Genomic DNA, 25,645 nt, shown 5'->3' with positions numbered 1-25,645 from the left:
CGCTCTCGTGCGTTGAGTTATTGTTGTTAAAAGATTAGTTAACCGAGCTTATGCGGCACGACCTCATGGCCCATTTCTTTATAGCGCTGCCAGCAGGTGCGTTTGGCGACCAGCACTTGTTGGTGCTGATTGATGATCTCGGCGATTCGCGCGTAGCGTTCTACACCTTCGGGAATATCGGGGTGCAAATTAAGCAGGGCGGTTTCTTCTGTCGGCACCGGCAGCTGCTGCCAGCCTAGCGTGATCGGTACGCTGGCGGCCATTTCGCTATCTTCCAGGGCGTGGGGTAAATAGGCATCCGGACGAAAATTCCACAGCGCGCTATCGGCCTGCTCGGCGAGGGCTCTGTCTTCGCAGTGTAGATGCAGGCGGTAGCCTTTACGCCAGATGGTCTCGGCCAGTTTGCAGGCAAACTGCAAGCGCGCCTCCAAGGTCGTATCGGGCAGAATGTAGAAATCAATACGGGCCATTGGCGGCTCCAGCGATTGCAGATAAATGTACTACTTACAAACAGCGCCGCCGCAAACGTTGCGGCGGCGTTGAACGGTGAAGCGTGGGTTTTAAACCCGCTTAAACCAGCTGGGTTAGCCAGCCGTACTTATCTTCACTGCGGCCGTACTGCAGGTCGAGCAGTTTGGTACGGATGCGCATGGCGATTTCATTATTGCCGCCCGCGGTGAGCTTGATACGCTCGTTTTCAGTGACCAGTTCACCTACCGGAGTGATGACCGCGGCGGTACCGCAGGCAAACACTTCGGTGATCTCACCAGATGCCGCCCCTTCGCGCCACTCGTCAATGCTGATAGCGCGCTCTTCTGGCGTTAGACCTTCATCTTTGGCCAGTGTGAGTACGGAGTTGCGCGTCACGCCTTCGAGAATGGTGTCGGTCAGACGCGGGGTCACCAAACGGCCGTCTTTGAAGACGAAGAACAGGTTCATGCCACCCAGCTCTTCCACCCACTTGTTTTCAGCCGCATCGAGAAACGCGACCTGACCACACTGGTGGGCTTCGGCTTCTTTTTGCGCGGCCAATGAAGCGGCGTAGTTGCCGCCACACTTGGCAAAGCCGGTGCCACCGGGGGCTGCACGCTTGTAGTTCGAGGAGAGCCAGATCGACACCGGGGCAATACCGCCTTTAAAGTACGCCGCGGCGGGGGAGGCGATCACGTAGTAATCGACTTCCTGTGAGGGGCGTACGCCAAGAAATGCTTCAGAAGCGATCATAAACGGGCGCAGGTAGAGGCTGCACTCATCAGAGGCGCTGGCAGGCGTAGGTACCCAAGCCTGATCCTGGGCGAGCAGCGCTTTCAGCGAGCCGATGAAATCCTCATCGGACAGTTCCGGCAGCGCCAAGCGGCGGGCGCTGCGGCGGAAGCGCTCGGCGTTTTTCTCAGGGCGGAATGTCCAGATTGAGCCGTCGGCGTGGCGATAGGCTTTGATGCCCTCAAAAATCTCCTGGCCGTAATGCAGTACAGAGGCAGCCGGGTCGAGGGTTAGCGGGCCGTAAGGGCGCACCTGATGGCCGTGCCAGTCGGCGTCCACGGTCCAACGAATATGGGCCATGTGGTCGGTAAAGTAGCGACCAAAACCGGGGTTTTTAAGGATGTTTTCACGGATCTCATCGGCCGTCGGCTGGTTGGACGGCAGTATTTCAAAACGCGATTCTGACTGGTTATTTGAAGCTGTGGGCACGGCGTGTCGTCTCCGCTAGAGCCAGACCCCGAAGGGCAAAAGTAAGCAGTGTATGTAAGTACGGCGTGTGTCCAAGGACAGGGTGCACGCTCATGTATTCAGGTTTAACGGTTGCCGCGCTGAAAGGCAACCGTTGAACGAGGGATCGTGGTGCCGAGTGATGATATTAGCCGTCGCTGTTTTCTACTTGGGCATCGGTTTCACGGTCCAACAGGTACTGGGTTAATAGCCCAACCGGCCGGCCGGTGGCGCCTTTTTGCTTGCCTGAGTGCCAAGCAGTGCCCGCGATATCCAGGTGCGCCCAGGGGAAGTGATCGGCGAAGCGTGATAAAAAACACGCGGCGGTAATCGTACCCGCGGGGCGGCCGCCAATATTAGCCAGATCGGCAAAGTTGGAGTCTAACTGCTCTTGGTATTCATCCCACAGCGGCAGGTGCCAGGCGCGATCCCATGCCCCTTCGCCGGCATCCAGCAAATCCAGCGCTAGGTCGTCGTCGTTGGAGAGCAGGCCGGTGGCGTGATGGCCTAGGCCGACAATCACAGCGCCAGTAAGAGTGGCGATATCGACCACGCTGGCGGGAGTAAAGCGCTCGGCGTAGGTTAGCGCGTCGCACAGCACCAAGCGGCCTTCGGCGTCGGTATTGAGCACTTCGACGGTCAGCCCTTTTAGCGTTTTGATGATATCGCCGGGCTTGGTGGCGCGGCCGTCGGGCATGTTTTCGGCGGCGGCGACGATAAACACCAGATTGAGCTTCGGCTTGATATCCAACACCGCTTTGACGGTGCCGAATACGCTGGCAGCACCGCACATGTCGAACTTCATTTCGTCCATGCCTTCGCCGGGCTTGAGCGAAATGCCGCCAGTATCAAAGGTAATGCCTTTGCCGATTAGTACATGGGGCGCTTCTTCACCATTGTCGGCGCCCTGGTACTTCATGACGATCAAGCGTGTCGGTTCCTTGCTGCCGCGACCGACGGAAAGCAGCGAGCCTGCACCCAGAACTTCCAGCGCTTCTTCATCGAGAATGTCGACCTCAAGTGCGCCCTTTGAGTCGCGGCCCAGCTGCTCTGCCTGCTCGGCTAAATAGCGAGGCGTGCAGATATTGGCAGGCAGGTTGCCTAAGGTACGCGTGTAGTTGATGCCTTGGCCGATTGCATTGCCTATTAAGGCGCCCTGCTTAACCTGCGAAACAGCGTCAGCATCGCTGATCATTAACGTCAGCTTGGCTAGACTGAGGGCCGGTGCGGGCGATGATTTGAACTGATCAAAGCGATAAATGGCCCGCTCAGCTGCTTCCATCACCTTGCGCGCTTTCCAGGCAGGGTCGCGGTCGGCGAGTGGCACATCGCCGAATACCACGCTCGCTTCATCGATAGGTAGTTTTACCAACGCTGCCATGGCCGCATCCAGGGCCTTGATGAAGGCGGCTTCCTGGCATTTTTCGCGCTCACCCAAGCCCACTAGCAAGATGCGCTCAGCGCCCAGGCCCGGTGCAAAGGGCACTAATTGCACGTTGCCCAGCGCGGCGTCAAAGTCGCCGCGTTCCAGCAATTGGCCAATCAGGCGCTCGCTGGCGTCGTCCAGCTTGGCAACGGTGGGCAGAAGATCGCTCCCTTTGAAAACCGGTACCAAAAGGCAGGCCGTTTCGGTTTTGGCCGGGTTCGCAGTCTGAACGGAAAATTCCATGACGGCTCCAACAAGACAAGCAGCGAGGGATTCGGGATAATGCCCCGTTGCTTTTGATTGTGAAAAGGGACTGAGAATAATTTGTTTAGTGTACCCAAGCCATTCGCTTATTGCATGGCATCCTGCACGACTAGCCGGAGAGCGCGTTGATTTTATTTCGATATCTAACTCGCGAAGTGTTACTCACCATGTCGGCGGTCGCTGGCATCCTGTTGCTGGTGATTATGGGCAGCCGCTTTATCCGCTATTTTTCGGACGCAGCGGAAGGTGATATTCCGGTCACCATGTTAGGCAGCCTAATGATGTTTCACCTGCCCGGCTTTATGGAACTGATTTTACCGCTGTCTTTTTTTCTGGGCATCCTGCTGGCCTACGGGCAGCTCTACATGAATAGCGAAATTACCGTGATGGTCGCCTGCGGAATGAGCCCTACGCGGCTGTTGAAAGTGACCCTGCTACCCGCCAGCGTGGTGGCGGTGCTGGTAGGTATCTGCAGCCTGTGGCTGACCCCCTATGGCGCGCTGCAAACGGAAACTGCGCTGGAAGAGCAGCGTAGCCGCCTGGATGTTTCTGTGTTGGCGCCGGGGCGCTTTCAGGAATTTGGGGGTGGTCGTACCGCTTACATTGGCAGCTTTTCCAGCGATGGCACGGAAATGCAGGATGTATTGGTGCACGAGCAGAACCAGCAGGGCGATGAAGGTACCCACGACTACGTGACCCGCGCCGCATCGGGTTTTCAGGAAACGAGGCTTGAAACCGGTAGCCGATTTTTGGTGCTGGATGATGGTGAACGCTACGGGGTGACGCCAGGTGAGCAGAGCGCCGAGCGGCTCACGTTTGAGCGCTATACCCTGCGCCTGGGGTTAAGTCGCGACCGGCAGGAGCTTGATTCTCTGGAGTACGCGACCACGGCTGCGCTATGGAATAATCCAAGCCCCCGTGCCCAGGCTCAATGGCAGTGGCGGGCAGGGCTACCCTTAATGGTGTTTGTGCTGGCTTTGATGGCTCAGCCGCTGTCCCGCGTCAACCCCCGCCAGGGGCGCTTCGGCAAACTACTGCCCGCGGTCTTTTTATATGTTGCGTATCTCAGCCTGCTGCTGGCGGTGGTCGATGCGATTGGCAGCGGTACTTGGTCCATTATGCTGGGTGTGTGGCCGGTACATGGTTTGTTCTTGGGGTTGGGCCTGCTAATGCTGTGGCGCTCGCAACGTAAGGGGATGCGCTAATGGTACTTGACCGTCTCGATCGTTATATCGCCCGCAACGTGTTGGCGGCCATTGTCGTCGTTCAGTTTGTGCTGTTGGGTTTGGATATTACTATCGCCTATATCGATGATTTAGGCGATGTACAGGTGGGTTATACCGCTTTTGATGCGCTGCTTTACCTGTTAATGCGTACGCCCTGGCGCTTTTACCAATATGCGCCGGTGGCGGTGTTAATCGGCGCGCTGATTGGTTTGGGCAGCATGGCGTCCAGCAATGAGCTCACCGTTATGCGTGCGGCTGGGCGCTCCCTGGCGCGCATTGTGTGGGGCGTGATGAAGCCGGTGCTGGTGGTGGTGGTCGTGGTGCTGCTGGTTGCCGAATATGTTAGCCCGCGCACCGAGCAATACGCCGAAGCGTGGCGCTTGGAAAAACTCCAGGGTGAAGGCGCCATGTTGACCAGCCGCAGCGGCTGGCAAATCGAAGGCGACAGTGTTTACCGTTTTGGGGCGATTCGTGCGGATAACGTGGTGCTTGATTTAACTCGCTATCGCTTTGATGATCGCCAGCTAGTCGAAGCCACTTACGCACAGCGTGCTCGTTGGGAGGGCGAGGCGTGGCGGTTGGAAAACGTCGCTACCACGCGCATTTTCGACGATCACACGGAGTCGGATCAATCGGCAAGCATGGGCTGGGACACTGCGTTTACCCCGACCCAACTGGAGCGCTTGCTGCGCGATATCGAGAGCCAGGCACCCAGCGAGTTGTGGGCCTATGCCCAGTTCCTTGAGGAGCAGAACCTGCAGAATGACCAAGCGCTGCTGTATTTTTGGCAGAAGATGCTGATGCCGCTCACCATGGGCTCGCTAGTGCTGATTGCCGCCTCCTTTGTGTTTGGCCCACTGCGCACCGTGGCCGCGGGTACGCGCGTGTTTTACGGCGTGGTCACCGGGCTGAGCTTCAAGTATGTACAGGATTTGCTGGCGCCCGCCTCGACAATCTTTGGTTTTTCCCCTGTATGGGCCGTACTGGTGCCGACATTAGCGTGTGCCGGGGTAGGGATCTACTTTCTACGTCGCAATGGTTAATGCCGCAAGGGGTAGGCATAGTTCGCTAAGCCCAAATGAGACGTCATCACCACCAAGTGGCAAACAAGAACTAATAAGAGGAACTATGCGAATACGACGCTTTGCTCAGTTGGACAGCGTATGGCCAGCGGGTCTTGGACGCCGCCTGGGTGCCATGCTCTATGACGGCTTTTTGGTCACCGCGATCTGGATTGCCGTGACCGTCGCGCATATGGTTTTTTTCCGCTATGTGCTTGGCCAGCAGCCAGAAGAGATTGGCACCACGGCCGGTGATATCTGGAGCCTGCGTCTCTTGCTGCTGTTTTTTGTCACGCTGTTTTTCGTTTTTTCCTGGTCGCGTGGAGGAATGACGTTGGGCATGCAGGCGTGGCGGTTGCGGGTGCAAACACTGGATGGCTATTCGCTGAATTTGAGGCAGTGCCTCATTCGCTGCGCGGTGGCGTGGCTCTCGCTGCTGGCATTTGGTTTGGGCTACTTATGGGTACTGTTCGATAAGCAGCGGCGTAGCTGGCCGGATATTGCTTCTAACACGCAAACGGTGGTATTGCCGAAAAAATAATGGTCACTTGCGATATGCCTTATGAAGATAGAAAACATTGCTAAGTCAATAGGTTATCGTACTTTGTTTGTTCTTTAAGACGAATAGATACCAACAAGCAGTCATTTCTACTTGAAAAGACCTATGCGAATCATTTACATTCACCTCATGACTTTTATGAGGTATCGCCATGTACGTTTGCGTGTGCAAGGGAGTAACCGACCATCATATTCGCCAGCACGTTAGCGACGGAGCGCGCAGCTGGCGAGAAGTGCGTGAAGCAACCGGCTGCGCAACGCAGTGCGGCAAGTGCGCGTGCTATGCCAAATCTATTACCCGTGATGCAGTGTTTGAAGCGCGCCAAGAAGCCGATATGGGACTCGCTTATGCTGTGTGACGCGAATCACTATTGTTAGAGTTATCGTTAGCAAATATATGATTTACTTGAACTTTTAATCACCTTATCTATACTCTCAGAAACGCTGGGAGTATAGCTATTTGCGTCTATGCTCTTCTCCAAACGTAACTGCTTGATCGTATTGTCTAAACTAGATTAAACATCAGCATTACAGTAGAAAAGGTGACGTTATGAAAGGTGATACGAAAGTTATTGAGCATCTTAATAAGGCGCTCGGCAACGAACTCGTTGCGATCAATCAGTACTTTTTGCACGCCAAAATGTATAAAGATTGGGGGCTGAAAGCCCTCGCCAAATGGGAATACGATGAGTCCATTGAAGAGATGCAGCACGCTGACAAGATCATCGAGCGCATTCTATTCCTGGAAGGCATTCCCAACCTGCAAGACCTTGGCAAGCTGCACATTGGCGAAAACGTCAAAGAGATGCTCGAAAGCGATCTAAAAATTGAGCACGACGGCCGTAACGATTACATCGAGGCCATCACCTATTGCGAAAGCGTTAAAGATTACGTGACTCGCGATATGCTGCGTGACCTGCTTGCTGATGAAGAAGACCATATCGATCACATCGAAACAGAGCTGGGTTTGATCGACAAGGTAGGTATTCAGAATTACATGCAGCGCCAAATGCAGATGGCAGGCGACGAGTAAAACGCTATCGCGCGTATGTATAGAAGCAAGCTAGCAACCAAAACTAGCTAAAAAGCAGCCAGTCAGGGCTAACTGACTGGCTTCTTGCGTTCTAAAGTCTCCTTTAACCTATCGATTTTCCCGCTTCCCTTTTCCCCTATGTGTTCCTTCACTACTTACCCATCTAACATTTTCGCGGCAACCTGCGTTTAGCGCTGAGGTGTGCCGATAGCCAACGGCGCTAACTTAGCCAGTGAGTGTCATAAGACTGACATCGTCATGGTGTTGGATAGTTAATCGGACATATCAAATTTAATAACTTAATCAGTCGTTTCTGAAGCTTAAGCAAGGGATTAACTCCATCATGATACTCAAACGCAGACCAATACTGTTGGCGCTGGCTGCTGTGCTGGCCGCCACGCAAGCGGCAGGCGCGGCAGATAAACATTTCAACCGCATCGCCAGCTTCGCGGTTCCCGATAACATGGCCGAGGGCGAGGATCGTACACGCGAGACCGCGCCTGAAATCATTGCTGCCTCCGGTGATGGCATGACGCTGGTGTATACCGATAGCCCGCTGGGCGCGATTGGGCGCATTGATATCAGCGACCCGGCTAATCCGCAACCGCTGGGTAATATCGTTATGGACGGCGAGCCTACGGCCGTATCGGTGCTCGGCAATATGGCCTATGTCGGAGTGAATACATCGGTTTCCTACAGCGAGCCTTCCGGTGAGCTGCGCACGGTCGATTTAGCCAGTGGCGAGATACTCGCCTCCTGCCCGCTAGACGGACAGCCCGATAGTGTAGCTTCTGCTGCGGCACCCGATGGGCACTTTGTCGCTGTCGCCATTGAGAACGAACGCGACGAAGAGGCGGGCGATGGACGTGTACCGCAGATGCCCGGCGGTTCCGTGGCACTGGTGGAGATCAATGCGGCAGGGCTGGTTAACTGCGACAGCCTGCTCTACGCCGACGTAACCGGGCTCGCCGAGATCGCCCCCGAGGATCCCGAGCCGGAGTTTGTCGATATCAACACCCTGGGTGAGACCGTCGTTACCGTGCAGGAGAACAACCACCTGGTGGTGCTCGACTACGCCGGAAAGGTGGTGGCGGATTTCAGTGCCGGGACTGTCGAGCTGGACGGCATTGACGCCAGCGATGACGGTGCGCTGATTTTCAACGAGCAGCAAGCCAAGCGCCTGCGTGAGCCGGACGCTTTGCAGTGGATCGACAACGACCACTTCGCTATTGCCAACGAAGGCGATATGGATGGCGGCGCGCGCGGCTGGACGATCTTCAGCAAGCGCGGCGAGGTGGTATACGAGTCAGGTACTTCATTCGAGCGCGCGGTGATTGAAGCGGGTCATTACCCCGATAAACGTTCGGATGCCAAAGGCAGCGAGCCGGAGGGGATGGAGTTTGCGGTGTTCGAAGGTACGCCCTATGTCTTCCTGCTTTCCGAGCGCGGCTCGCTGGTGGGCGTTTATGACGTTAGCAATCTGGCCGAACCGCAGCTCACCCAGCTGCTGCCCTCGGGCCTGTCTCCCGAAGGCGCCGTGGCGATTCCCAGCCGTGGCCTGTTAGCCACCGCCAATGAAGGGGATCTGGGCAAAGACGGCGGCCCCCGCGCCCATGTCATGATTTATCAATATCAGGCTGCGCCAGCGGTCTATCCCACCCTGACCTCGGCGGGCGCTGATGAACTGATTGGCTGGGGCGCACTTTCCGGTTTGGTCGCTGCTGATGACATGCTCTACGCGGTTAGCGACAGCTTCTACAGCGCCCAGCCGCGCATCTTCACCATCGACCCATCAGCATCGCCGGCGCGGATTACGGCAGCGCTGGATGTGACCCGCAACGGTGAGCCTGCGCTAGGCCTGGATATGGAAGGTATTACCACCGATGGTGAAGGTGGCTTCTGGGTCGCTTCCGAAGGTAACGACAAAGGCCTTGCCAACACCCTTTATCATGTGGGTTCCGACGGCGAGATTATCCAAGGAATTGCACTGCCCGAGGCGCTCGCTCAACAGGCATTGAAGTGGGGATTAGAAGGCGTCACGCGCATTGATAATCAGCTGTGGCTGGCGGTACAGCGCCCCTGGCAGGATGACCCCGAAGGCATGGCCAAGCTACTGCGTTTTGATATCGACAGCGGTGAGTGGGGCGCTGTTCATTACCCGTTGGATAACGTGGAACAGGGTTGGATTGGCCTCTCCGAAATCACCGCCCATGGCGCTTGGCTTTATTTGATCGAGCGCGACAACCAGATCGGCGCCGAGGCGAAGGTTAAGCAAGTGACCCGCGTTGCCCTGGACGGCCTGGAACCCGCCCCGCTGGGCGGTGAGCTGCCGGTGGTCGAGAAACAGCTAGTACGCGACCTGATTCCCGACCTGGCCAGCTACAACGGCTTTGTGGTGGACAAGATTGAAGGAATGGCGATCAACGATAATGGCAACGCCTGGCTGGTCAGCGACAACGACGGTGTGGACGATAGCTCCGGCGAGACCTACTTCTGGTCGATACCGCTAGAGTAGTCCCTGCCTGTTTTCGTCTATACCGCAGCAGCATGGAAGCGATAAACATGAGGAGGAGGGGAGAACAGGTAGGATAAGAGAGATAGGGAAAGAAACGAGGGCACGCATCAAACACGGTTATGTGGCTGATGTGTGCCCTTTTTTGTGGCGTGGCTCGTGTTTGAAGAGCGTCCTGTTAAGAGAGTGTGGTGGTAACGTTATGGAGCGCCTAACTATTTAGCTGTAATCGCCTCTCCGCTGTCCACAAACTGGCTCGGTACCGCCGGCTCATCAACGGCAAAAGTTGCCCGGCTTAGACGACGGACACGCTTCATAAACAGCGCAATGCAAAGAAGCGTACCTAGCGCGGCTACCACATAGCTTAGCTGCAGCGGTAGACCAAAACCGATCGGCGCGTAGGCCAAGTAGGTAAACGTGGCCATGGTCATAAAGGTGGCTGGGATCGAGGTAATCCAGTGAGGCTTACGCGACAGCACTAAATACATAGTGCCAACCCATAGCGCGATAACGGCGGTGGTTTGGTTCGCCCATGAGAAGTAACGCCACAGTAGCGTGAAGTCCATATGGGTTAATGCATAGGACACTACAAACAGCGGTAGAGCGACCATGACGCGCTTCATAATCGGCTTTTGATCGATCTTAATGTAATCAGCAATGATCATTCGCGCGCTGCGGAAAGCGGTATCGCCCGAGGTGATCGGCAACACGATAACGCCGAGTACCGCCAGGGTGCCACCCACCGCGCCGAGCATGGTGGTAGACACTTCGCTAACCACCGCGGCAGGGCCACCAGCAGCCAGTACATCAGAGAGTGACTGGTCGCCATAGAACAGGCTCATGGCGGCAGCCGCCCAGATCATGGCGATAATGCCTTCGGTGATCATCATGCCGTAGAAGATTTTGCGTCCATTGGTTTCGTTTTGGGTGGTGCGCGAAATAATGGGGGTTTGAGTGGCATGGAAGCCGGAAAGTGCGCCACAGGAGATAGTTAAAAACAGCAGCGGGAAAATCGGTGCGGCGTCAGGGTGCATGTTCTGGAACGAGAGCTCGGGAATCGGCGCGCCAGTGATGATCAAGCCGATACCGATACCCGCCGCGCTGAACAGCAGCAGGGCGCCAAAATAGGGGTAGATACGGCCAATAACTTTATCGATCGGCAGCAGGGTGGCAATCAAGTAATAAATAAAGATAGCCACGATGATCAGCGTTAGCGACAGCGAGGTCATATTGGCCAGCAGCGCAGCAGGCGAGGTGACGAAGACCGTACCGACTAAAAGCAGCAAGAGAATCGCGAAGCCATTGACCACATGCTTCATCGCTTTGCCCAGGAACTTGCCGGCCAGTTGTGGCAAGTGAGCACCATGGTTGCGGATCGATATCATGCCGGTCAGGTAGTCGTGAACAGCACCGGCAAAGATGCAGCCAACCACAATCCACACAAACGCCACCGGGCCATACAGGGCACCGAGAATCGGGCCAAAAATAGGGCCGACACCGGCAATGTTTAATAACTGAATAAGCGAATTGCGCGTGGTGTTCATCGGCACGTAGTCGATGTTGTCGCGCATGCTGAAAGCGGGCGTCTGACGCTTGCGGTCAGTGACAAATACACGCTCCACGAATTTCCCATAGGTAAAGTAGCCCGCTATCAGCAGCAGGATCGATACGATAAAGGTGATCATCTAAGGTACCTAGAGCAGTGAGGGGGATGGACAAGCATGCTGGAGAGCATACAAGCAGGCGCTTCTTTAGTAGGAGTGAATGTACAGATAGCCACTATAAAATCACAGCTAGACTTTAGTGGGCTGTAAGCAAAAAAATGGACAGCCGAACGGCTGCCCATTTTGTCGATTAACAACTACGGTAACGTTTAAGACTCAACAACGCCGCAGGCCATCCGGGTGCCGCCGCCGCCCAGGTGGGGCTCATCTTCGTAGGTGTCGCCACCTTCATGGATCATCAGGCTGCGCCCCGGCATATCTTCCATGCTTAGGCGTGGGGCTAGAACGGGTAGATTGGCTTCGCCCTCTTCATTAACGGTGAGCACCGGCAGGTCGCCTAAATGACCTTCACCGTAAGGACCTTGGTGCGTGCCGGTTTCTTCGGGGTCATAGTGCCCCCCTGCAGACAGTGCAGCGGTCATTTCGCCACTATCATTCTCGGCAGGGTCGCAGCTGGCGTTCTGGTGGACGTGAAAACCGTAAAAACCGGGCTCAAGATCCGTCAGCGAAGGTGTCAGCAGTAAGCCATGATCCGTATGCTCTAAAGACACGGTACCAATCGACTCTTTGACTCCTTCGGCGCTGACTTTATGCATCTCCACATCAAGCGTTTCATTCGCTTGCGCCGCCGAGGTAGCGAGTAGCAGCGAGGCAGCCATAGCGGTAAGTGAATAGCGGGCAGTTGTATAGCGCATATTGATCTCTCCTTCCTAATCCATGGAAACGCATCTGTAGCGTTGCCTATTTAAGGTAGCTGCCGAGCGGCTACTTTGCCACCTGGCGAGTAATAGGCCACCGCGAGGTTGTATAAAAGCATCCTTTTAAATTCAAGCTTTTAAACCCAGCCTTTTAAGCCCAGTCTTTTAGGCTTAGTAAAGTAGCAGTGAGTGCTTGAGTGCGTGGCACTAGCGTATTGAGTAAGCAGTACTCCTCATCCGTGTGCATTTTGGCACCGACCGGGCCGAGGCCACACAGCGTGGGAATGCCCAAGCTGGCCGTCCAGCCCGCATCGGAACAGCCGCCGGTGAATTCGCCATCAACAGCAAAACCAATGTTTTTAGCCTGAGATTGGTAAAGCGCAAACAGTTCGCTGCTCATACGCTCTTCGAGCGGATAGAATTCCGATGTCTGCTCGATGGTTGCCTGGGTGCCAGGAATATCGGGTTCGGCGATTATCGCCTCAATGGCCTTATACAGCTGGTCACGCTGTGCTGTGGTGACAAAGCGAGTATCTAACTGAGCAGACGCGAAAGGCGCGACAGTGTTGCGAGATACGCCACCAGTGACAGTGCCCACATTGGTGGTGATGCCTGCCGCGTAATCGGTCAGTGCATGCAGCTTGATGATCTTGCGGGCCAGTGTTTCGATGGCGCTGGCGCCATCGGCATGGCTCACGCCGGAGTGGGCGGCTTTGCCGGTGACGTTGATCAAAAAACCAGCACCTCCTTTTCGGCCCGTGACTACATTGCCGCTGACGCGCCCAGGCTCGACGTTCAAGACGGCACGTGCTCCCTGGGCGGCGGCCTCGATGAACGCCCGCCCATCTGGCGAGCCAATCTCCTCATCAGCGGTAAACAGGGCGCGAACGGGCAGTGGGCAGTTGGGCAGGCGGCTTAACGCGCGCAGCACAAAGCAGTTCATCACCAGGCCGCTTTTCATATCGGCCACGCCAGGGCCAAAGCCAACCTCGTCTTGCTGGGTATAGCCCCGGCTAGCCACCGTGCCGGTGGGAAAAACCGTATCGCGGTGGCCCATTAAGAGCACATGGCCTTGGCCAGTTTCCCCCAGCTGTGCTTCTAAAATATCACCTGAGTCAGGGCGCGGGTGGCGTATGACAGTGATGCCATCCTGCTCCAGCCACTGGCTAATCAGGTCGGCCACCTTATCGTTACCCGCTTTGTCGTAGCTGTTGGAGTCGATATTGACCAGGGCCGCTAAGCAGTCAACCATTGCCTGCTGCTGGCCCTCCAGCCAATCACAGGCGTGTTGTATTAGTGGCTCTTGCATAACGTTCGCTCCTTGTAAATCTCTGCACCTTGAACACTCAAATCCCAAAATAGGCCCGCCATTAATATAAGCGCTTCTGAAGCGATACTCCCTAGCAGGTGTTCATCGGGGGCGTGTTGCGAACAGGCGGGGTAGGAGTGGGGAACCCATAACGTAGGTAAGCCCAGCGTTTCGGCAAATACATCGTTGGGCAATGATCCGCCTAGGTTAGGTAACAGCGTGGGCGTTTTGTTGGTCGATAGCTGCATCGAGGTTAACGCCCAGCTCACCCAAGGGTCTTCAGGGTCAAGCCGCGTAGCATTCATCTGCGACATGCGCGCCGCTCTCACCTCTATATCGCTAAAGCCATGTTGATCCAGATGGTGGCGTAAATGGGCAAGAAAGTTATCCTGATCGCTGCCTACTACATAGCGCAGCTGGCAGTGGGCGTAGGCGTAGGGGGGGATCGCATTGGCCGGGGCGTCCGGGTTGCCTGCCTTCATGGCCAGCACTTCTAAGGTGTTCCAGCCAAATAGGCGTTCAGCGGGGGACAGCCCTGGCTCACCCCAGTCGCTATCGATGGCGGGGGCATTATCACCGACACCTACCTTGAGTAAGGCTAGGGCGTTGCGCACGGCATCAGGAATCGGTGCCGGGCGTAACCCCTGGATCTGGATCACGCCGTTGGCATCCACCAGCGTAGCCAGGGCATTGGTTAATCGTACCGCCGGGTTTTTTAATACCCCGCCCCAGTTGCCCGAGTGGTGGGCGCCTTCCCGGGCCTGCAGCTTAAGATCGAAGTTGAACGATCCCCGCGAGCCTAAAAATAGCGTTGGCGATTCGGCGTCCAGGCGGGGCCCGTCCGAACCAACAAACACATCGGCTGCCAAGCGCTCCCGATAGCGGTGGCAAACCTCCTTTAGCCCCGGCGAACCGGTCTCTTCTCCCATCTCCAGCACCAGCTTGACGTTATAGCCCAGGTGCCCGCCGCTGGCTTTCAGCACACAGCCGAGCGCAGCTAAATTAATCGTGTGCTGGCCTTTGTTATCAGCGGTGCCGCGCCCATACCAGCGATCTCCCCGTTGGGTGATTTGCCATGGCGACAGCCCTTCGGCCCACTGATCATCGTAGCCGCGTATTACATCGCCATGGCCGTAGGTCAATACGCTGAACATGGCCCCGGTTTCAAGACGTTCAGCGAGCAGAAATGGGCCGAACCCAGGCACGGGGTTATCGACAATTTCCCATGTGAAACCGAGCTGCTCAATGTCTGGGATAATCTGTTCCGTCAGGTAAGCGTGCAGTTCCTCCTGCCTATTCGATTCCTGGCTTTCGCTGCGGATGGCAATACGCGGGGCAAGCTGAGCATAAAATTCGCCACTATCAAAATAGGCTTTGGCATTGTCTAAGGCTTGTTGGCGCGACATAAATATCCCTCTGAGTATTAGGCGTTCAGTAAGAGTGTTTAGGCAAAATGGCAGGCGACGCGTGGATGATTAGGCTGAGTAGTGCCTTGGGCTGCACTTTGAATAAGGTCGGTTAGCTTTGGCGACTGCTCTGAGCACTGGGGCTGTGCTATGGGGCATCGAGGGTGGAAAGCGCATCCTGATGGAGGTCGTGTTGGGTCGGGTTGTCCTGCCCCAAGACCGATATCAGGCACGCCTAAGCCGGGCTCTGGTGTCAGAGCGGATGCCAGCAGCGCTTGGGTGTAAGGGTGGCGAGGAGCGGTGAAGATTTGTTCACGAGTTCCTTCTTCGACAATCTTACCCAGGTACATCACTGCGAGCCGGTCCGCCAGATGCTCCACCACGGCGAGGTCGTGACTAATAAACAGGTAGGTAAGACCAAACTCATCCTTAAGGTCGAGCAAGAGGTTGAGGATTTGGGCTTGAACTGACACATCCAGGGCGGAGGTGGGTTCGTCACAAATCACCAAGTCAGGGCGCATAATAAGCGCCCGGGCAATCGCCACCCGCTGACGCTGCCCGCCAGACATTTGCCCTGGGTATTGCTGGGCGGCGCGTTTGGGCAGGCCAACCAGCTCCAGCATTTCATCGACTTTGGCTGCCTGCTCCTTCTGGGTGCCAATGCCATGAATGCGCAGCGGCAAGCCAACGATTTGGGCAATTCGTTGGCGCGGGTTAAGCGATGAGTAAGGGTCTTGGAAAATCGGCTGTATATGCCGGGCAAGCGCTTTTTGATTAGCATTGACAATTGCTTTGCCGTTGATCAGTACATCACCTTCGCTTGGGGGCGTGAGCCCTAGCAGTATTTTGGCTAGGGTGCTTTTGCCACAGCCCGATTCGCCCACCAGCCCCATCACCTGACCGCGGGGAACGCGCAGCGATACATTATTGACGGCTGTTAAGGTTTGACTCTTATGCAGCATGCCGCCGCCCAGTTTAAATGTTTTGGATAGCGCGCAGAGCTCCAGGGCAAGCGGCTTAAAATGGTTTGCGGCACTGCTCATAGCGTTACCTCCTGAGCGTTTATCGTTGCCGGATTTGCCAACTGGTGGGCAAAGTGACAGCGCGACAAGTGACCATCTGCGACAGTTTGCAAGGGCGGTGTGGTGTGACAAAGCTCATCCGCTTGGTCGCAGCGATTACAAAAGGCGCAGCCGTCAACTTTCTCTACCAAGTTGGGCACTACCCCTGGAATAGCCTGTAAGCGGCTGCCCGGCAGCGTTTTGCCGGGTGTCGGTATGCAGCGCAGTAATCCTTGGGTGTAGGGGTGGCTAGGGGCTTGAAAGAGCGCCTGGGCAGAGGCGGTTTCAATCACTTCACCGGCATACATCACGGCAACACGATCGGCGATGCGCGCGACGACGCCCAGGTCGTGGGTGATGAAGATAACCGCCGTGCCAAACTCCTGTTGCAGGTCGCGCAGCAGGTGCAGGATTTGCGCCTGAATAGTAACGTCCAAGGCCGTGGTGGGCTCATCGGCAATGATCAAATCGGGTTCGCACATTAGCGCCATGGCGATCATGACCCGTTGGCGCAGCCCGCCAGACAGCTGGTGGGGGTATTGGCGCATACGCTCTTCGGCGGCGCTGATACCTACCCGTTCGAGTAAATAGAGGGCGCGGTCATGGGCCGCTTTACGCGATACACGCTGATGACGGCGCAAGGCTTCGCATAGCTGATTGCCCAGCGTGTAGGCGGGGTTGAGAGCGGTCATGGGCTCTTGGAAAATCATCGCCATGCGCGCACCGCGCAGGTTGCTGCGCTCGCGATCGGAAACCGTCAGCAGATCAACGCCGTCAAAGTCGAGACAGTCGGCGTTTACCTGCGCCTTGCGTGGCAGTAGGCCCATTAATGCCAGCGAGGTCATGGATTTACCACAGCCCGATTCGCCCACCAGACAGAGCATTTCACCCCGTTCAACGTGAAAGTCGATTCCCCGTACGGCGTGAAGCGTGCCTTTTGCTACTGGCAAGTCGACACGTAGCTGTTTTACGGTGAGTAGTGGTGAGACTGGCGCTGTTGAGCGCTCAGCTGAGGAGAGATTACTCATTGCGGCCTCCTGGTGCGCTGAGGTCACGCAGTCCATCGCCTAGCAAGTTAATCGACAGCACTAGAATAAATAGTGCGCTGCCGGGAATCGTAATCACCCAGGGTTGGAAGAACATATAGGCTTTGCCTTCGGCGATCATCAGCCCCCAGGAGGGGGATGGTGGCTGCACGCCCATGCCCAGAAACGACAGCGTTGCTTCGAGCAAAATGGCGTTGGCGACCTCAAGCGTGGCGACCACAATCAACGCGCCAGCGATATTGGGCAGCACTTCGCGCAGTAAAATATACGGCAGCGAGCAGCCCAGTGCCTGGGCTGCCTGCACATACTCAGCATCGCGCAATTGCTGAGTCGCCGAGCGGGCAACGACCGCAAAGCGATCCCACAGCAGCAGCCCCAGTAGCAGCGTAACGCTCAGCATAGATCCCCCCATCAGCGAAGCCATGGCCAGCGCCACTAACACCACGGGCATGGCCAGGCGAGTGGTGAGCAGGTAACTCACTACGGCATCGACGCGACCGCCGAAGTAACCTGCCAGCACGCCAAGAGTGGTGCCAATCAGCCCTGAAATCAGCGCAACCACTAGCCCGATAAAGAGTGAAATCCGGGTGCCATAAATCAGTCGGCTCAGGTAGTCACGGCCGAGGCGGTCGGTGCCTAATGGGTGCGTCCAGCTACCGGTTTCGTGCCAAATAGGTGGCACCATGCGGTTAGCGGTGTTCTGTAAATAGGGATCATGGGGGGCTAGCCAAGGGGCCAGAAGCGCCACCAACCCTAGTGAAGTAATGATCAATAATCCTATGGTTAAGTTGCGGTTATTGAGCGTGCTGCGCAGTAAACGCGATTGCCAACTGCCGACGAAGTGTTGCTCTGCCGCCACCGGCGGGGAAAGGGTGTGTGCCATGGTGTTCTCCGTTAGCGCGCGCGTAGGCGTGGGTCTAAAACTGCGTTGAGAATGTCGGCAAGCAGCGTCAGCACGATATAGAACAGCGCAATGATCAGGACGATGGCTTGAACCACCGGGTAGTCATTGCGGGAAATCGCGTTCCAGGCCAGTTGCCCCAGCCCGCGCAGCGAAAAGACGGTCTCGATGACCACCGAACCGCCGAGCATAAATCCCAGCTCCACAGCGGCCAGCGCCACCACCGGAATCACTGCATTGCGTAGCGCGTGTTTGAAGATCACCGTGCCGGTGCGCAGCCCCTTGGCCCGTGCGGTGCGGATGTAGTCTGCCTCCAGGACTTCCAGCATGCCGCTGCGGGTTAGCCGCATCATGGCGGGGGTGGCGTAATAGCCCAGCGCTACGGCGGGCAGTACAAAGCCTTGCCAGCTATCGCTACCCGCCGCAGGAAACCACTGTAACTTGACGGCAAACAGGATGATTAGCGTTAAGCCAAACCAGAAGTTGGGCATTGCCTGGCCGGTAACCGCAATCGCCATGGCCGTGCGGTCTATCCAACTGCCGCGCTTCAGCGCGGCCACAACGCCGAGGGGAATAGACACGCCTAGCGCAATCGCCAACGCTAATATTCCTAGGGTCATCGTTACCGGTAGGCGCTCGACCACCAGATCCATGACCTCGCTCTGATAGTAGTAAGAGCGCCCAAAATCGAGCTGAACCGCCCCCCATAGCCACGTGGTAAATTGCTCAAGCACCGGGCGATCCAGACCGTACTCAACGCGGATTTGCTCAACCTGTTCAGCGGTGGCCTCGGGGCCGCCTATGGAAAGCGCCAAGTCCCCTGAGAGCTGCAGCAGACTAAAGCAGAGCACCGAAATAGTCAGCGCGACGCTAAGGGCTATCAGCGTGCGCTTGAAAACAAATGCCCACATAAAGCATCACTCCCTCGCTGCGGAAAGCGAGCCGTGGCGAGATTGCCACGGCTGCCGTTAAGTCGATCAGGCGCCGTTACTTCCAGCTCGCCTCGTAGAAACGGGGGAGTTCGTCAGGGTAGGCGGTGAAGTCGAGATCAGCGGTGTGAGCGTAATAGGTGGAGTAGGAGAACAGCGGCGCCCAGTACGCTTGCTCGGAAATGCGGGCGAATGCTTTTTGGTAGTGCTCTAAGCGCACATCAGGATCTACCGAGGTATCGGCGACTTGTAGCCACTCCTGCACCTGGGCGTCCTGCCAGAGATCGTCAATGCCGCCTGTGAAATAGACGCTAACGAAAGCCGATACATCGTTAATAGAGAAGGAACCCCAGGCTTTGAAAGCCATATCGGTTTGACCGTTGCGCTGAAGCTCCAACAACGCGGGGGAGGTCATAAAGCGCAGGTTGGCATTAATGCCCACTGCACGCAGGTCGCCAATCATTGCTTCGGCGTAATCCCGTTCACGGTAGGCGTGAAGGTCAATATCAAAGCCGTCGGCGTAACCCGCCTCGGCGAGTAGTTCGCGGGCTTTTTCGGGGTCGTACTCATACTCGATGACGTTCTCTGTTTCACAGCCAAACTGGGTGGGAAAGCAGGGGGCATAAAGAGGCTGGCTGCCACCGCGCACTAGATCATTAGCCAAGCCTTCCCGGTTCATGGCGTGGTTAATGGCCTGACGCACGCGGATATCATTTAACGGCGACTCTTCCCGCATGGCGGCATCCAAGCCGATATAGCCGACCCGCATGGTCTCGCCGCCTAGCACGCTGAGCTGTGGCATGCTCCCCAGCGATTCAGCTTGATCCGACGGCACGCGCCAAATCCAGTCGACTTGTCCTGACATTAACTGCGCCATGCGTGAGTCCGCATCGGCAATCGCTTTGAACTCGATGTTTGCTATTTCCGGCTGGCCAATCGGGCTGTCGGCAAAGTAGTCATCAAAGCGTGTCAGGCTGACGCCGTCGCCAGGGCGGACGTTGGTTATCCGGTAAGGGCCGGTACCTACGGGCTCACGACTAAAACCCTCGATACCCACTTCCTGGAAATACTCATCGGGATAAATTGGCATCGGGCCGGAAAGGTACTCGAGGGCGGCGGGGAAAGGTTCTTTAAGGTGAATGCGAACGTGATACTCATCAAGCTTCTCAACACTTTCGATCCAGTCAACATTTTGTCGCGTTACTACCCGTGATTCGGGGGATACCGCATAGTTAAAGGTAAATGCCACATCGTCGGCGTTGAAGGCCTCGCCGTTGTGAAAGGTCACGCCTTCGCGCAGGACAAGATCGAGGGTCTTATCATCTGCCCATTCCCATTCGGTGGCCAGACGCGGCTCATACTCGTTGGTTTGCGGGTTACGGTAGATCAGCGTATCCCAAGCCAAATGGGCGAGGATAACGCCTTCACGCAGATTATTGTGGTAGGGGCTAACGTTTTCAGGCTCGCTATCAGAGGCATAGACCAGTGTATCGTTGGCCTTGCCTGCTAAAGCAGGTGTCGCGATGCTGAGTAAAGCAAGTGACGTAACGCAACAAAGAGTTCTAGGTGTGTGCATGCCATACCTCGTTTTTTAATAAGAGAAGGTTATGAGCGTTTGGCGTACTGGCAGGGCTTCTTGTTTTTTAGATGAGCCGCCGCCTTGAATTAAAACTAAGCTATTAATCAGTCATGCCACCAGTGCAATGTTTAGAACTTATCATTGCCGTTTTGGCAATTCTGATGGAGAAGGGAGGCACAATGAATCCACGGGTGCTACAAGAAACCGCGTTACGTTATTTTTTAGAAGTGGTTCGCTGCGGCTCCATTAGTGAAGCCTCGGGCAAGTTAAATGTGGCGCCCTCGGCGATCAGCCGACAGATAGCCCGGCTCGAAAGTGAATTGGACACGTTGCTGTTCGAACGCCGAGCGCGTGGCATGGTACCGAGTGCTTCAGGCGAGCTATTGGCGGTACATGCCCGCCATATGCAGCTGGAAGCCGACCGAATAGGCAGTGAAATCCTGGCACTGCGGGGATTACAGCGTGGCAAGGTGCGTCTCGCCAGCTCAGAAGGGTTTGCCGTGGATTTTTTGCCCGCAGCCATTGCGGCTTTTCGAAAGCGCTACAGCGGCATTCATTTTCACTTGATGGTGGGATCACCTGCACAGGCGACCCGTCATGTCAGGGAGGGCGATGCGGACATCGGCATTACCTTCAGCCTAAAGCCTGAAGCAGATATTACTGTTTCTTTGAGACAACCAGCGCCGATTATGGCACTGGTTTCTCCTGACCATGAACTAGCTGCAAAAAAACACATAACGTTAGCGCAACTGCAGCGCTATCCGCTGGCGCTGCCCTCGCCAGAAACGACCCTGCGCCAGTTGTTCGATATCTGCTGTAGTCGCCAAAACCTAGCATTTGAATCCATTTTTAGCAGTGACTACACCGAGGCATTAATTAATTTTGCCATGCTGGGAGGAGGGGTGGCGCTTGCCGGCGAGATCTCTGTTCGTTATCGCATTCATCAACACCGAGTGGTCGCTATTCCTATTCGTGACCAGGGCATGGATTCACGCTTTATCGAGGTTCAGACCCTAGCTAATCGAACCTTACCGAGTGCCACTCAGGTTTTCTTGGCGTTTATTAAAGAGCACATTCCGCCTGGTAAATTACCGCTTTTACCAAATCCACAAGTGTTGACTGATATTCAGACGCCTCATAACTAAGCGGTGGGGGATGAGGGCATAGCGAGAAGATGACATCTCGCGGCCCAGCCACGACAATAGCGGGCCGTTTTTATAATGAACGACTTTTTTGTCGCCAGCTTTTCCAGGGAGCGTTATGACGCCACTCAACATCCTCTATCAGGATGAGCATCTCGTTGCAGTGCATAAGCCAGCAGGGCTTTTGGTGCATCGCTCGGCGTTGGCGCGTGGTGAAACCGAATTTCTACTTCAGCGCCTACGCGACCAGCTTGGCAAACGGGTCTATCCCGTTCACCGGCTGGATCGACCGACTTCGGGGGTGATCGTGTTTGCGCTATCTTCAGCCGTTGCTGGCCTGCTCAGCGAAGCGTTTAGTGAACGGCAGGTTGAGAAGCGCTACCTGGCGGTGGTGCGCGGTAAAGCGCCGGAAAGCGAACGTTTGGATTACCCGCTGCGGGAGGAGGATGGCACACGCCCCAAGGCGGAAATGCCCGCCATGCCAGCGATGACCGATATTCGCCGCCTTGATAGCGTTGAACTGCCGGTGCAAGTCGACCGCTATCCGGTGGCGCGCTATTCGCTGGTGGAAGCGCGGCCGATGACCGGGCGCCGCCATCAAATTCGCCGTCACCTCTCGCGGCGGGGCTATCCGATTATTGGCGATGCCAAGCACGGTAAAAGTGTCCACAACCGCTTTTTTGCCGACCAGATGGGCGCGCCACGCTTATTGCTCGCCGCGACCTATTTGGCTTTTGACCATCCCCTGTTAGACAAGCGTGTACAATTGAGCTGTGCCTTGGATGACACAATGATCGCGCTGTTTAATCAGCTTGGCTGGGCGGGTCATTTACCGCCGGATAGCGCGCGAACGCCGCCCATTGCCACGCCTTCCGCCTTGCAAGCACTGTGAGCCTGCCGTTATGTCATTGAATGAGACCATTATCTCTCCTGTTTCAGAATCGAGCGACCATGCTTCAAGTGGCTATGCGTCGAGCGATTATGAATTTCGCTTTGGCGGTATTCGCCGCCTGTATGGTCAGCGCGCTGCAGAGGCATTTCGCCGTGCTCATGTGGTCGTGGTTGGAGTAGGCGGCGTGGGTAGCTGGACGGTAGAGGCGCTGGCCCGTTCGGGCATTGGCAAGCTAACGCTGATAGACCTGGACGACGTCTGCGTTTCCAACGTTAACCGCCAGCTCCACGCATTGGATGGCACTATTGGACAGCCCAAAGTGGAAGTGCTTGCCGAGCGCTGCCGCTTGATTGCCCCGGAAATCGAGATTGTGGCTGACACCGCCTTCGTGACGCCCACCAACTTGGCTGAGCGTATCCCCGATGACGCCGATCACGTGGTGGATGCCATCGACAGCGTGATCGCCAAGGCCGCGCTGATCGCCTGGTGTAAGCGACGCAAAATGCCCATCACTGTCACCGGCGCGGCCGGTGGACAAACCGACCCCACGCGCATTCAAGTAGCGGATCTCACCCGCACAGAGCACGACCCGCTACTATCCAAAGTACGCTCGCGGCTGCGTCGGGATTACGGCTTTTCTCGCAATCCCAAACGGCGCTTCTCGGTGGAGTGTGTCTACTCCGATGAGCAGTTGATCTATCCCGGCGCCGACGGTGAAGTCTGCCTGCAAAAGCCCGGCAGTGGTGATGCCACGCGATTGGACTGCGCTTCGGGCTTTGGTGCGGCGACCTTCTTAACCGGCACCTTTGGTTTTGTCGCCGCTTCGAAGGTGCTCGAGCGCCTCGCCAAAAAAGCCAACCAGCCAGCCGACACAAACGCCACTCAAGAGGAGAGCCGATGACCGCCCCCGTTCCCGGTATTTACCGCCACTACAAAGGCAGCCTTTACGAAGTGCTCGGCACTGCTCAGCACAGCGAAAGCGAAGAGCCCCTGGTAGTCTACCGTGCCCTTTACGGTGAATACGGCCTCTGGGTGCGCCCGCTCGACATGTTTGTTGAAAAGGTGACTAACGAAGGTCACACCCAGCCGCGTTTTGCGCTAGAGAAAGCGTTTTAAGCCGGAATTTCGCTATCAAGGAGTCTTCATGCCCCCTATATCACCGCAGCAAACGCTGAAAGAGGTATTTGGTTTTGACGACTTTCGTGGCGGCCAGCAGGCGGTGGTGTCCAGGGTGTTGGCGGGGCACTCCACGGCGGCTATTTTCGCCACCGGCGCGGGAAAGTCACTTTGCTATCAGCTTCCTGCACTGCATTTGCCGCACTTAACCCTGGTGGTATCGCCGCTGCTGGCGCTGATGCAGGATCAGCTCGCTTTTCTGGCCCGCCACGGCGTGGCAGCGGCGAGTATTGACTCTACCCAAGACCGCGACACCACCCGGAATGTCATGGAGCGTGCCAAAAGCGGCGAGCTTAAAATATTGATGGTCTCGGTGGAGCGGCTCAAGAACGAGCGCTTCCGTCACTTTCTACGCCAGGTTCAGATATCGCTGCTGGTGGTCGACGAAGCTCACTGCCTCTCTGAATGGGGGCATAACTTCCGGCCCGATTATTTGAAGCTACCGAACTACCAGCGCGACTTTGCTATCCCCCAAGTCCTGCTGCTCACTGCCACGGCAACGCCCACCGTTATTGCCGATATGGGCGAGAAATTTGCCATCGCAGCGGACAACGTCATCACTACCGGTTTTTACCGTTCCAATCTGGAGCTGCTGGTGGCGCCTGCCATGGCTGACCGCCAGCAGCAGTTGATCAACTGGCTGAAGCCGCAGATGCAGCCGGGTAGCGAAGCGCCGACGATTATTTACGTCACCCTGCAACAAACCGCCGAGCGGGTGGCTAAGGCGCTGGCGGCACAGGGGATCGCAGCCCAGGCCTACCACGCAGGGTTGGATTCAAGCCGACGGGATGAGATTCAGCGCCAGTTTATGGGCGGCGAGTCGCCCTGCATCGTGGCCACTATTGCCTTTGGCATGGGTATCGATAAGGGTGATATCCGCAATGTGGTGCACTATGACTTGCCTAAATCCATCGAAAACTACAGCCAGGAGATTGGCCGGGCAGGGCGCGACGGCCAGCCTTCCACCTGCTTGACCATGGCCGGGCGGGACGGTCTGAGGGTGCTGGAAAACTTTGTGTATGGCGATACCCCAGAATATGCGGGCATTTATCGCCTATTGGAAGAGATCGCGGCGGCAGGCCAAGCGCCGGATCGCCAGTGGGAGGTGCTGCTCAATACGCTTTCCCGCGATACCAATATCCGCCCGCTGCCGCTAAAAACGCTGTTGGTGCGGCTGGAGATGCACGGCATTATCGCGCCGCGTTTCGCATTTCTAGCTGAGTACCGGCTGCGCTACCATCTCGATCCTAGTGCATTGGTAAACTATTTTGAAGGCGAACGGGCGGCCTTTGTGCGGCTTTTAGTCGATAATATTCCCATCGCACGCACCTGGGGCACGGTGGATTTTGACCGCCTGCACCAGGCGGGGCAGACGCAGCAGATTGATGCCTCCCGCGACAGAGTGATCACTGCGCTTGAGTACTTTCAGGATAAGGGCTGGCTGACTCTGGAAGGCAAGCGGATGACCGACGTCTACGAGATCTGCCAGCCGAACTTTACCATTGAGGTGCTGACGAGCCAGCTATACGACGACTGCCTGAATCGAGAGCGAATAGAGATTGAACGACTGCAGGCCATGCTGGCGCTGTTTGAGTCGGAGAGCTGCCTGACTCGGCGGTTAGCCGAGCACTTTGGCGATAGTACCTTTGGTAAAAGCCCCTTTGATACACCATCCAATGCCGAGCAGGGCCGCTGCGGGCATTGCTCGGTGTGTTATGGCCACCCGGTAAAACTACCGGATGCGCCGCCCGAGACACCGCTAACGGCGGCCGATTTTCAGCGCTACGCCACGCCTCTGATTGAGCGCCACACCGAACAGTTCGGCCAGCCGCCCAATGCCCAGCGGGTGGCGCATTTTCTGTGTGGCTTGACCATGCCGGTGTTTACCCCGCTCAAAGCCCGCAGCCTTAATGGCTTTGCTGTGTTCGAACAGCGCGCCTATCCCCAGGTGCGTGAGTGGGCTGCACGCCAGATAAACAAGTAAAGTAAACA

General features: G+C 56.3%; 23 protein-coding genes. 11 read left to right on the top strand and 12 right to left on the bottom strand.

What is annotated here, in order from left to right:
* Positions 1-38: 38 nt before the first annotated feature.
* The 3 genes from HZS80_RS04930 to HZS80_RS04920 all read right to left on the bottom strand — a co-directional run bounded on the left by HZS80_RS04930 (position 39) and on the right by HZS80_RS04920 (position 3,379).
* The gene (locus HZS80_RS04930; RefSeq protein WP_179915326.1) at positions 39-470 is read right to left on the bottom strand and encodes a DNA polymerase III subunit chi; all 432 of its coding nucleotides are present in this window, start codon (positions 468-470) and stop codon (positions 39-41) included.
* Between the two features lie 100 nt (positions 471-570).
* Positions 571-1,692, bottom strand: coding sequence for a branched-chain amino acid aminotransferase (locus HZS80_RS04925; protein ID WP_035564695.1), 1,122 nt, complete (start codon positions 1,690-1,692; stop codon positions 571-573).
* Between the two features lie 166 nt (positions 1,693-1,858).
* Complete coding sequence (locus tag HZS80_RS04920) at positions 1,859-3,379, bottom strand: leucyl aminopeptidase (RefSeq protein WP_179915325.1); 1,521 nt, start codon at positions 3,377-3,379, stop codon at positions 1,859-1,861.
* 146 nt (positions 3,380-3,525) lie between these two features.
* Between HZS80_RS04920 and lptF the strand changes: the two genes are divergently transcribed.
* From lptF to HZS80_RS04890, 6 genes are all read left to right on the top strand, one after another.
* A complete protein-coding gene (gene lptF / locus HZS80_RS04915; RefSeq protein ID WP_179915324.1) occupies positions 3,526-4,605 on the top strand; it encodes an LPS export ABC transporter permease LptF in 1,080 nt (359 codons plus the stop codon).
* Positions 4,605-5,669, top strand: coding sequence for an LPS export ABC transporter permease LptG (gene lptG / locus HZS80_RS04910; protein WP_035564690.1), 1,065 nt, complete (start codon positions 4,605-4,607; stop codon positions 5,667-5,669). Before lptF ends, lptG begins: the two co-directional genes overlap by 1 nt.
* Positions 5,670-5,754: 85 nt before the next feature.
* Positions 5,755-6,228 (top strand): RDD family protein, encoded by a 474-nt coding sequence (locus HZS80_RS04905; protein WP_035564688.1) that lies wholly within the window; start codon positions 5,755-5,757, stop codon positions 6,226-6,228.
* A 169-nt stretch (positions 6,229-6,397) separates the two neighbouring features.
* On the top strand, positions 6,398-6,604 hold the full coding sequence (locus HZS80_RS04900; protein ID WP_035564686.1) for a (2Fe-2S)-binding protein: 207 nt from the start codon (positions 6,398-6,400) through the stop codon (positions 6,602-6,604).
* Between the two features lie 191 nt (positions 6,605-6,795).
* A complete protein-coding gene (gene bfr, locus HZS80_RS04895) occupies positions 6,796-7,278 on the top strand; it encodes a bacterioferritin (RefSeq protein WP_009288515.1) in 483 nt (160 codons plus the stop codon).
* A gap of 343 nt (positions 7,279-7,621) precedes the next feature.
* Complete coding sequence (locus HZS80_RS04890) at positions 7,622-9,793, top strand: esterase-like activity of phytase family protein (RefSeq protein WP_179915323.1); 2,172 nt, start codon at positions 7,622-7,624, stop codon at positions 9,791-9,793.
* Between the two features lie 212 nt (positions 9,794-10,005).
* Here HZS80_RS04890 and HZS80_RS04885 read toward each other — a convergent pair whose 3' ends face one another.
* The 9 genes from HZS80_RS04885 to HZS80_RS04845 all read right to left on the bottom strand — a co-directional run bounded on the left by HZS80_RS04885 (position 10,006) and on the right by HZS80_RS04845 (position 20,440).
* Entirely contained in the window at positions 10,006-11,475 is a 1,470-nt protein-coding gene (locus HZS80_RS04885) for a carbon starvation CstA family protein (RefSeq protein ID WP_179915322.1), read from the bottom strand.
* 188 nt (positions 11,476-11,663) lie between these two features.
* Positions 11,664-12,209 carry a superoxide dismutase family protein gene (gene sodC / locus HZS80_RS04880; RefSeq protein WP_179915321.1) on the bottom strand — a complete coding sequence of 182 codons (546 nt, stop codon included), beginning with the start codon at positions 12,207-12,209 and terminating at the stop codon, positions 11,664-11,666.
* 154 nt (positions 12,210-12,363) lie between these two features.
* Complete coding sequence (locus tag HZS80_RS04875) at positions 12,364-13,521, bottom strand: M20 family metallopeptidase (protein ID WP_179915320.1); 1,158 nt, start codon at positions 13,519-13,521, stop codon at positions 12,364-12,366.
* Positions 13,506-14,927: a M20 family metallopeptidase gene (locus tag HZS80_RS04870; protein WP_179915319.1), complete on the bottom strand. Its 1,422-nt coding sequence runs from the start codon at positions 14,925-14,927 to the stop codon at positions 13,506-13,508. The genes HZS80_RS04875 and HZS80_RS04870 overlap by 16 nt, the downstream gene beginning before the upstream one ends.
* Before the next feature lie 38 nt (positions 14,928-14,965).
* Positions 14,966-15,970: an ABC transporter ATP-binding protein gene (locus tag HZS80_RS04865; protein WP_179915318.1), complete on the bottom strand. Its 1,005-nt coding sequence runs from the start codon at positions 15,968-15,970 to the stop codon at positions 14,966-14,968.
* Positions 15,967-17,016 (bottom strand): ABC transporter ATP-binding protein, encoded by a 1,050-nt coding sequence (locus HZS80_RS04860; RefSeq protein WP_179915317.1) that lies wholly within the window; start codon positions 17,014-17,016, stop codon positions 15,967-15,969. Before HZS80_RS04860 ends, HZS80_RS04865 begins: the two co-directional genes overlap by 4 nt.
* Positions 17,009-17,917, bottom strand: a complete 909-nt coding sequence (locus HZS80_RS04855) for an ABC transporter permease (protein ID WP_179915316.1) — start codon at positions 17,915-17,917, stop codon at positions 17,009-17,011. The genes HZS80_RS04860 and HZS80_RS04855 overlap by 8 nt, the downstream gene beginning before the upstream one ends.
* A gap of 11 nt (positions 17,918-17,928) precedes the next feature.
* Positions 17,929-18,846, bottom strand: coding sequence for an ABC transporter permease (locus HZS80_RS04850; RefSeq protein ID WP_179915315.1), 918 nt, complete (start codon positions 18,844-18,846; stop codon positions 17,929-17,931).
* A 76-nt stretch (positions 18,847-18,922) separates the two neighbouring features.
* Positions 18,923-20,440: an ABC transporter substrate-binding protein gene (locus tag HZS80_RS04845; RefSeq protein ID WP_179915314.1), complete on the bottom strand. Its 1,518-nt coding sequence runs from the start codon at positions 20,438-20,440 to the stop codon at positions 18,923-18,925.
* 182 nt (positions 20,441-20,622) lie between these two features.
* Here HZS80_RS04845 and HZS80_RS04840 point away from each other — a divergent pair, with 182 nt between their 5' ends.
* The 5 genes from HZS80_RS04840 to HZS80_RS04820 all read left to right on the top strand — a co-directional run bounded on the left by HZS80_RS04840 (position 20,623) and on the right by HZS80_RS04820 (position 25,637).
* Positions 20,623-21,588, top strand: a complete 966-nt coding sequence (locus HZS80_RS04840; RefSeq protein ID WP_179915313.1) for a LysR family transcriptional regulator — start codon at positions 20,623-20,625, stop codon at positions 21,586-21,588.
* Between the two features lie 115 nt (positions 21,589-21,703).
* The gene (locus HZS80_RS04835) at positions 21,704-22,477 is read left to right on the top strand and encodes a pseudouridine synthase (protein WP_179915312.1); all 774 of its coding nucleotides are present in this window, start codon (positions 21,704-21,706) and stop codon (positions 22,475-22,477) included.
* A gap of 10 nt (positions 22,478-22,487) precedes the next feature.
* On the top strand, positions 22,488-23,378 hold the full coding sequence (tcdA, locus tag HZS80_RS04830) for a tRNA cyclic N6-threonylcarbamoyladenosine(37) synthase TcdA (protein WP_218927584.1): 891 nt from the start codon (positions 22,488-22,490) through the stop codon (positions 23,376-23,378).
* Complete coding sequence (locus HZS80_RS04825; protein ID WP_179915311.1) at positions 23,375-23,593, top strand: DUF1653 domain-containing protein; 219 nt, start codon at positions 23,375-23,377, stop codon at positions 23,591-23,593. The genes tcdA and HZS80_RS04825 overlap by 4 nt, the downstream gene beginning before the upstream one ends.
* Positions 23,594-23,621: 28 nt before the next feature.
* On the top strand, positions 23,622-25,637 hold the full coding sequence (locus HZS80_RS04820; RefSeq protein ID WP_179915310.1) for a RecQ family ATP-dependent DNA helicase: 2,016 nt from the start codon (positions 23,622-23,624) through the stop codon (positions 25,635-25,637).
* Positions 25,638-25,645: the final 8 nt, after the last annotated feature.

Origin of the sequence: Vreelandella glaciei (genome assembly GCF_013415125.1) — a bacterium.
GTDB classification, from domain to species: Bacteria; Pseudomonadota; Gammaproteobacteria; order Pseudomonadales; family Halomonadaceae; genus Vreelandella; species Vreelandella glaciei.
Note: the sequence above shows the minus strand (reverse complement) of the source record. Positions and strands in the feature narration are given on the sequence as shown.

Coding starts and splice junctions, on each gene's coding strand:
- HZS80_RS04930 (WP_179915326.1), bottom strand. CDS start 470: ATGGCCCGTATTGATTTCTACATTCTGCCCGATACGACCTTGGAGGCG.
- HZS80_RS04920 (WP_179915325.1), bottom strand. CDS start 3,379: ATGGAATTTTCCGTTCAGACTGCGAACCCGGCCAAAACCGAAACGGCC.
- lptG (WP_035564690.1), top strand. CDS start 4,605: ATGGTACTTGACCGTCTCGATCGTTATATCGCCCGCAACGTGTTGGCG.
- HZS80_RS04905 (WP_035564688.1), top strand. CDS start 5,755: ATGCGAATACGACGCTTTGCTCAGTTGGACAGCGTATGGCCAGCGGGT.
- HZS80_RS04900 (WP_035564686.1), top strand. CDS start 6,398: ATGTACGTTTGCGTGTGCAAGGGAGTAACCGACCATCATATTCGCCAG.
- bfr (WP_009288515.1), top strand. CDS start 6,796: ATGAAAGGTGATACGAAAGTTATTGAGCATCTTAATAAGGCGCTCGGC.
- HZS80_RS04890 (WP_179915323.1), top strand. CDS start 7,622: ATGATACTCAAACGCAGACCAATACTGTTGGCGCTGGCTGCTGTGCTG.
- HZS80_RS04885 (WP_179915322.1), bottom strand. CDS start 11,475: ATGATCACCTTTATCGTATCGATCCTGCTGCTGATAGCGGGCTACTTT.
- sodC (WP_179915321.1), bottom strand. CDS start 12,209: ATGCGCTATACAACTGCCCGCTATTCACTTACCGCTATGGCTGCCTCG.
- HZS80_RS04875 (WP_179915320.1), bottom strand. CDS start 13,521: ATGCAAGAGCCACTAATACAACACGCCTGTGATTGGCTGGAGGGCCAG.
- HZS80_RS04870 (WP_179915319.1), bottom strand. CDS start 14,927: ATGTCGCGCCAACAAGCCTTAGACAATGCCAAAGCCTATTTTGATAGT.
- HZS80_RS04865 (WP_179915318.1), bottom strand. CDS start 15,970: ATGAGCAGTGCCGCAAACCATTTTAAGCCGCTTGCCCTGGAGCTCTGC.
- HZS80_RS04860 (WP_179915317.1), bottom strand. CDS start 17,016: ATGAGTAATCTCTCCTCAGCTGAGCGCTCAACAGCGCCAGTCTCACCA.
- HZS80_RS04855 (WP_179915316.1), bottom strand. CDS start 17,917: ATGGCACACACCCTTTCCCCGCCGGTGGCGGCAGAGCAACACTTCGTC.
- HZS80_RS04850 (WP_179915315.1), bottom strand. CDS start 18,846: ATGTGGGCATTTGTTTTCAAGCGCACGCTGATAGCCCTTAGCGTCGCG.
- HZS80_RS04845 (WP_179915314.1), bottom strand. CDS start 20,440: ATGCACACACCTAGAACTCTTTGTTGCGTTACGTCACTTGCTTTACTC.
- HZS80_RS04840 (WP_179915313.1), top strand. CDS start 20,623: ATGAATCCACGGGTGCTACAAGAAACCGCGTTACGTTATTTTTTAGAA.
- HZS80_RS04835 (WP_179915312.1), top strand. CDS start 21,704: ATGACGCCACTCAACATCCTCTATCAGGATGAGCATCTCGTTGCAGTG.
- tcdA (WP_218927584.1), top strand. CDS start 22,488: ATGTCATTGAATGAGACCATTATCTCTCCTGTTTCAGAATCGAGCGAC.
- HZS80_RS04825 (WP_179915311.1), top strand. CDS start 23,375: ATGACCGCCCCCGTTCCCGGTATTTACCGCCACTACAAAGGCAGCCTT.
- HZS80_RS04820 (WP_179915310.1), top strand. CDS start 23,622: ATGCCCCCTATATCACCGCAGCAAACGCTGAAAGAGGTATTTGGTTTT.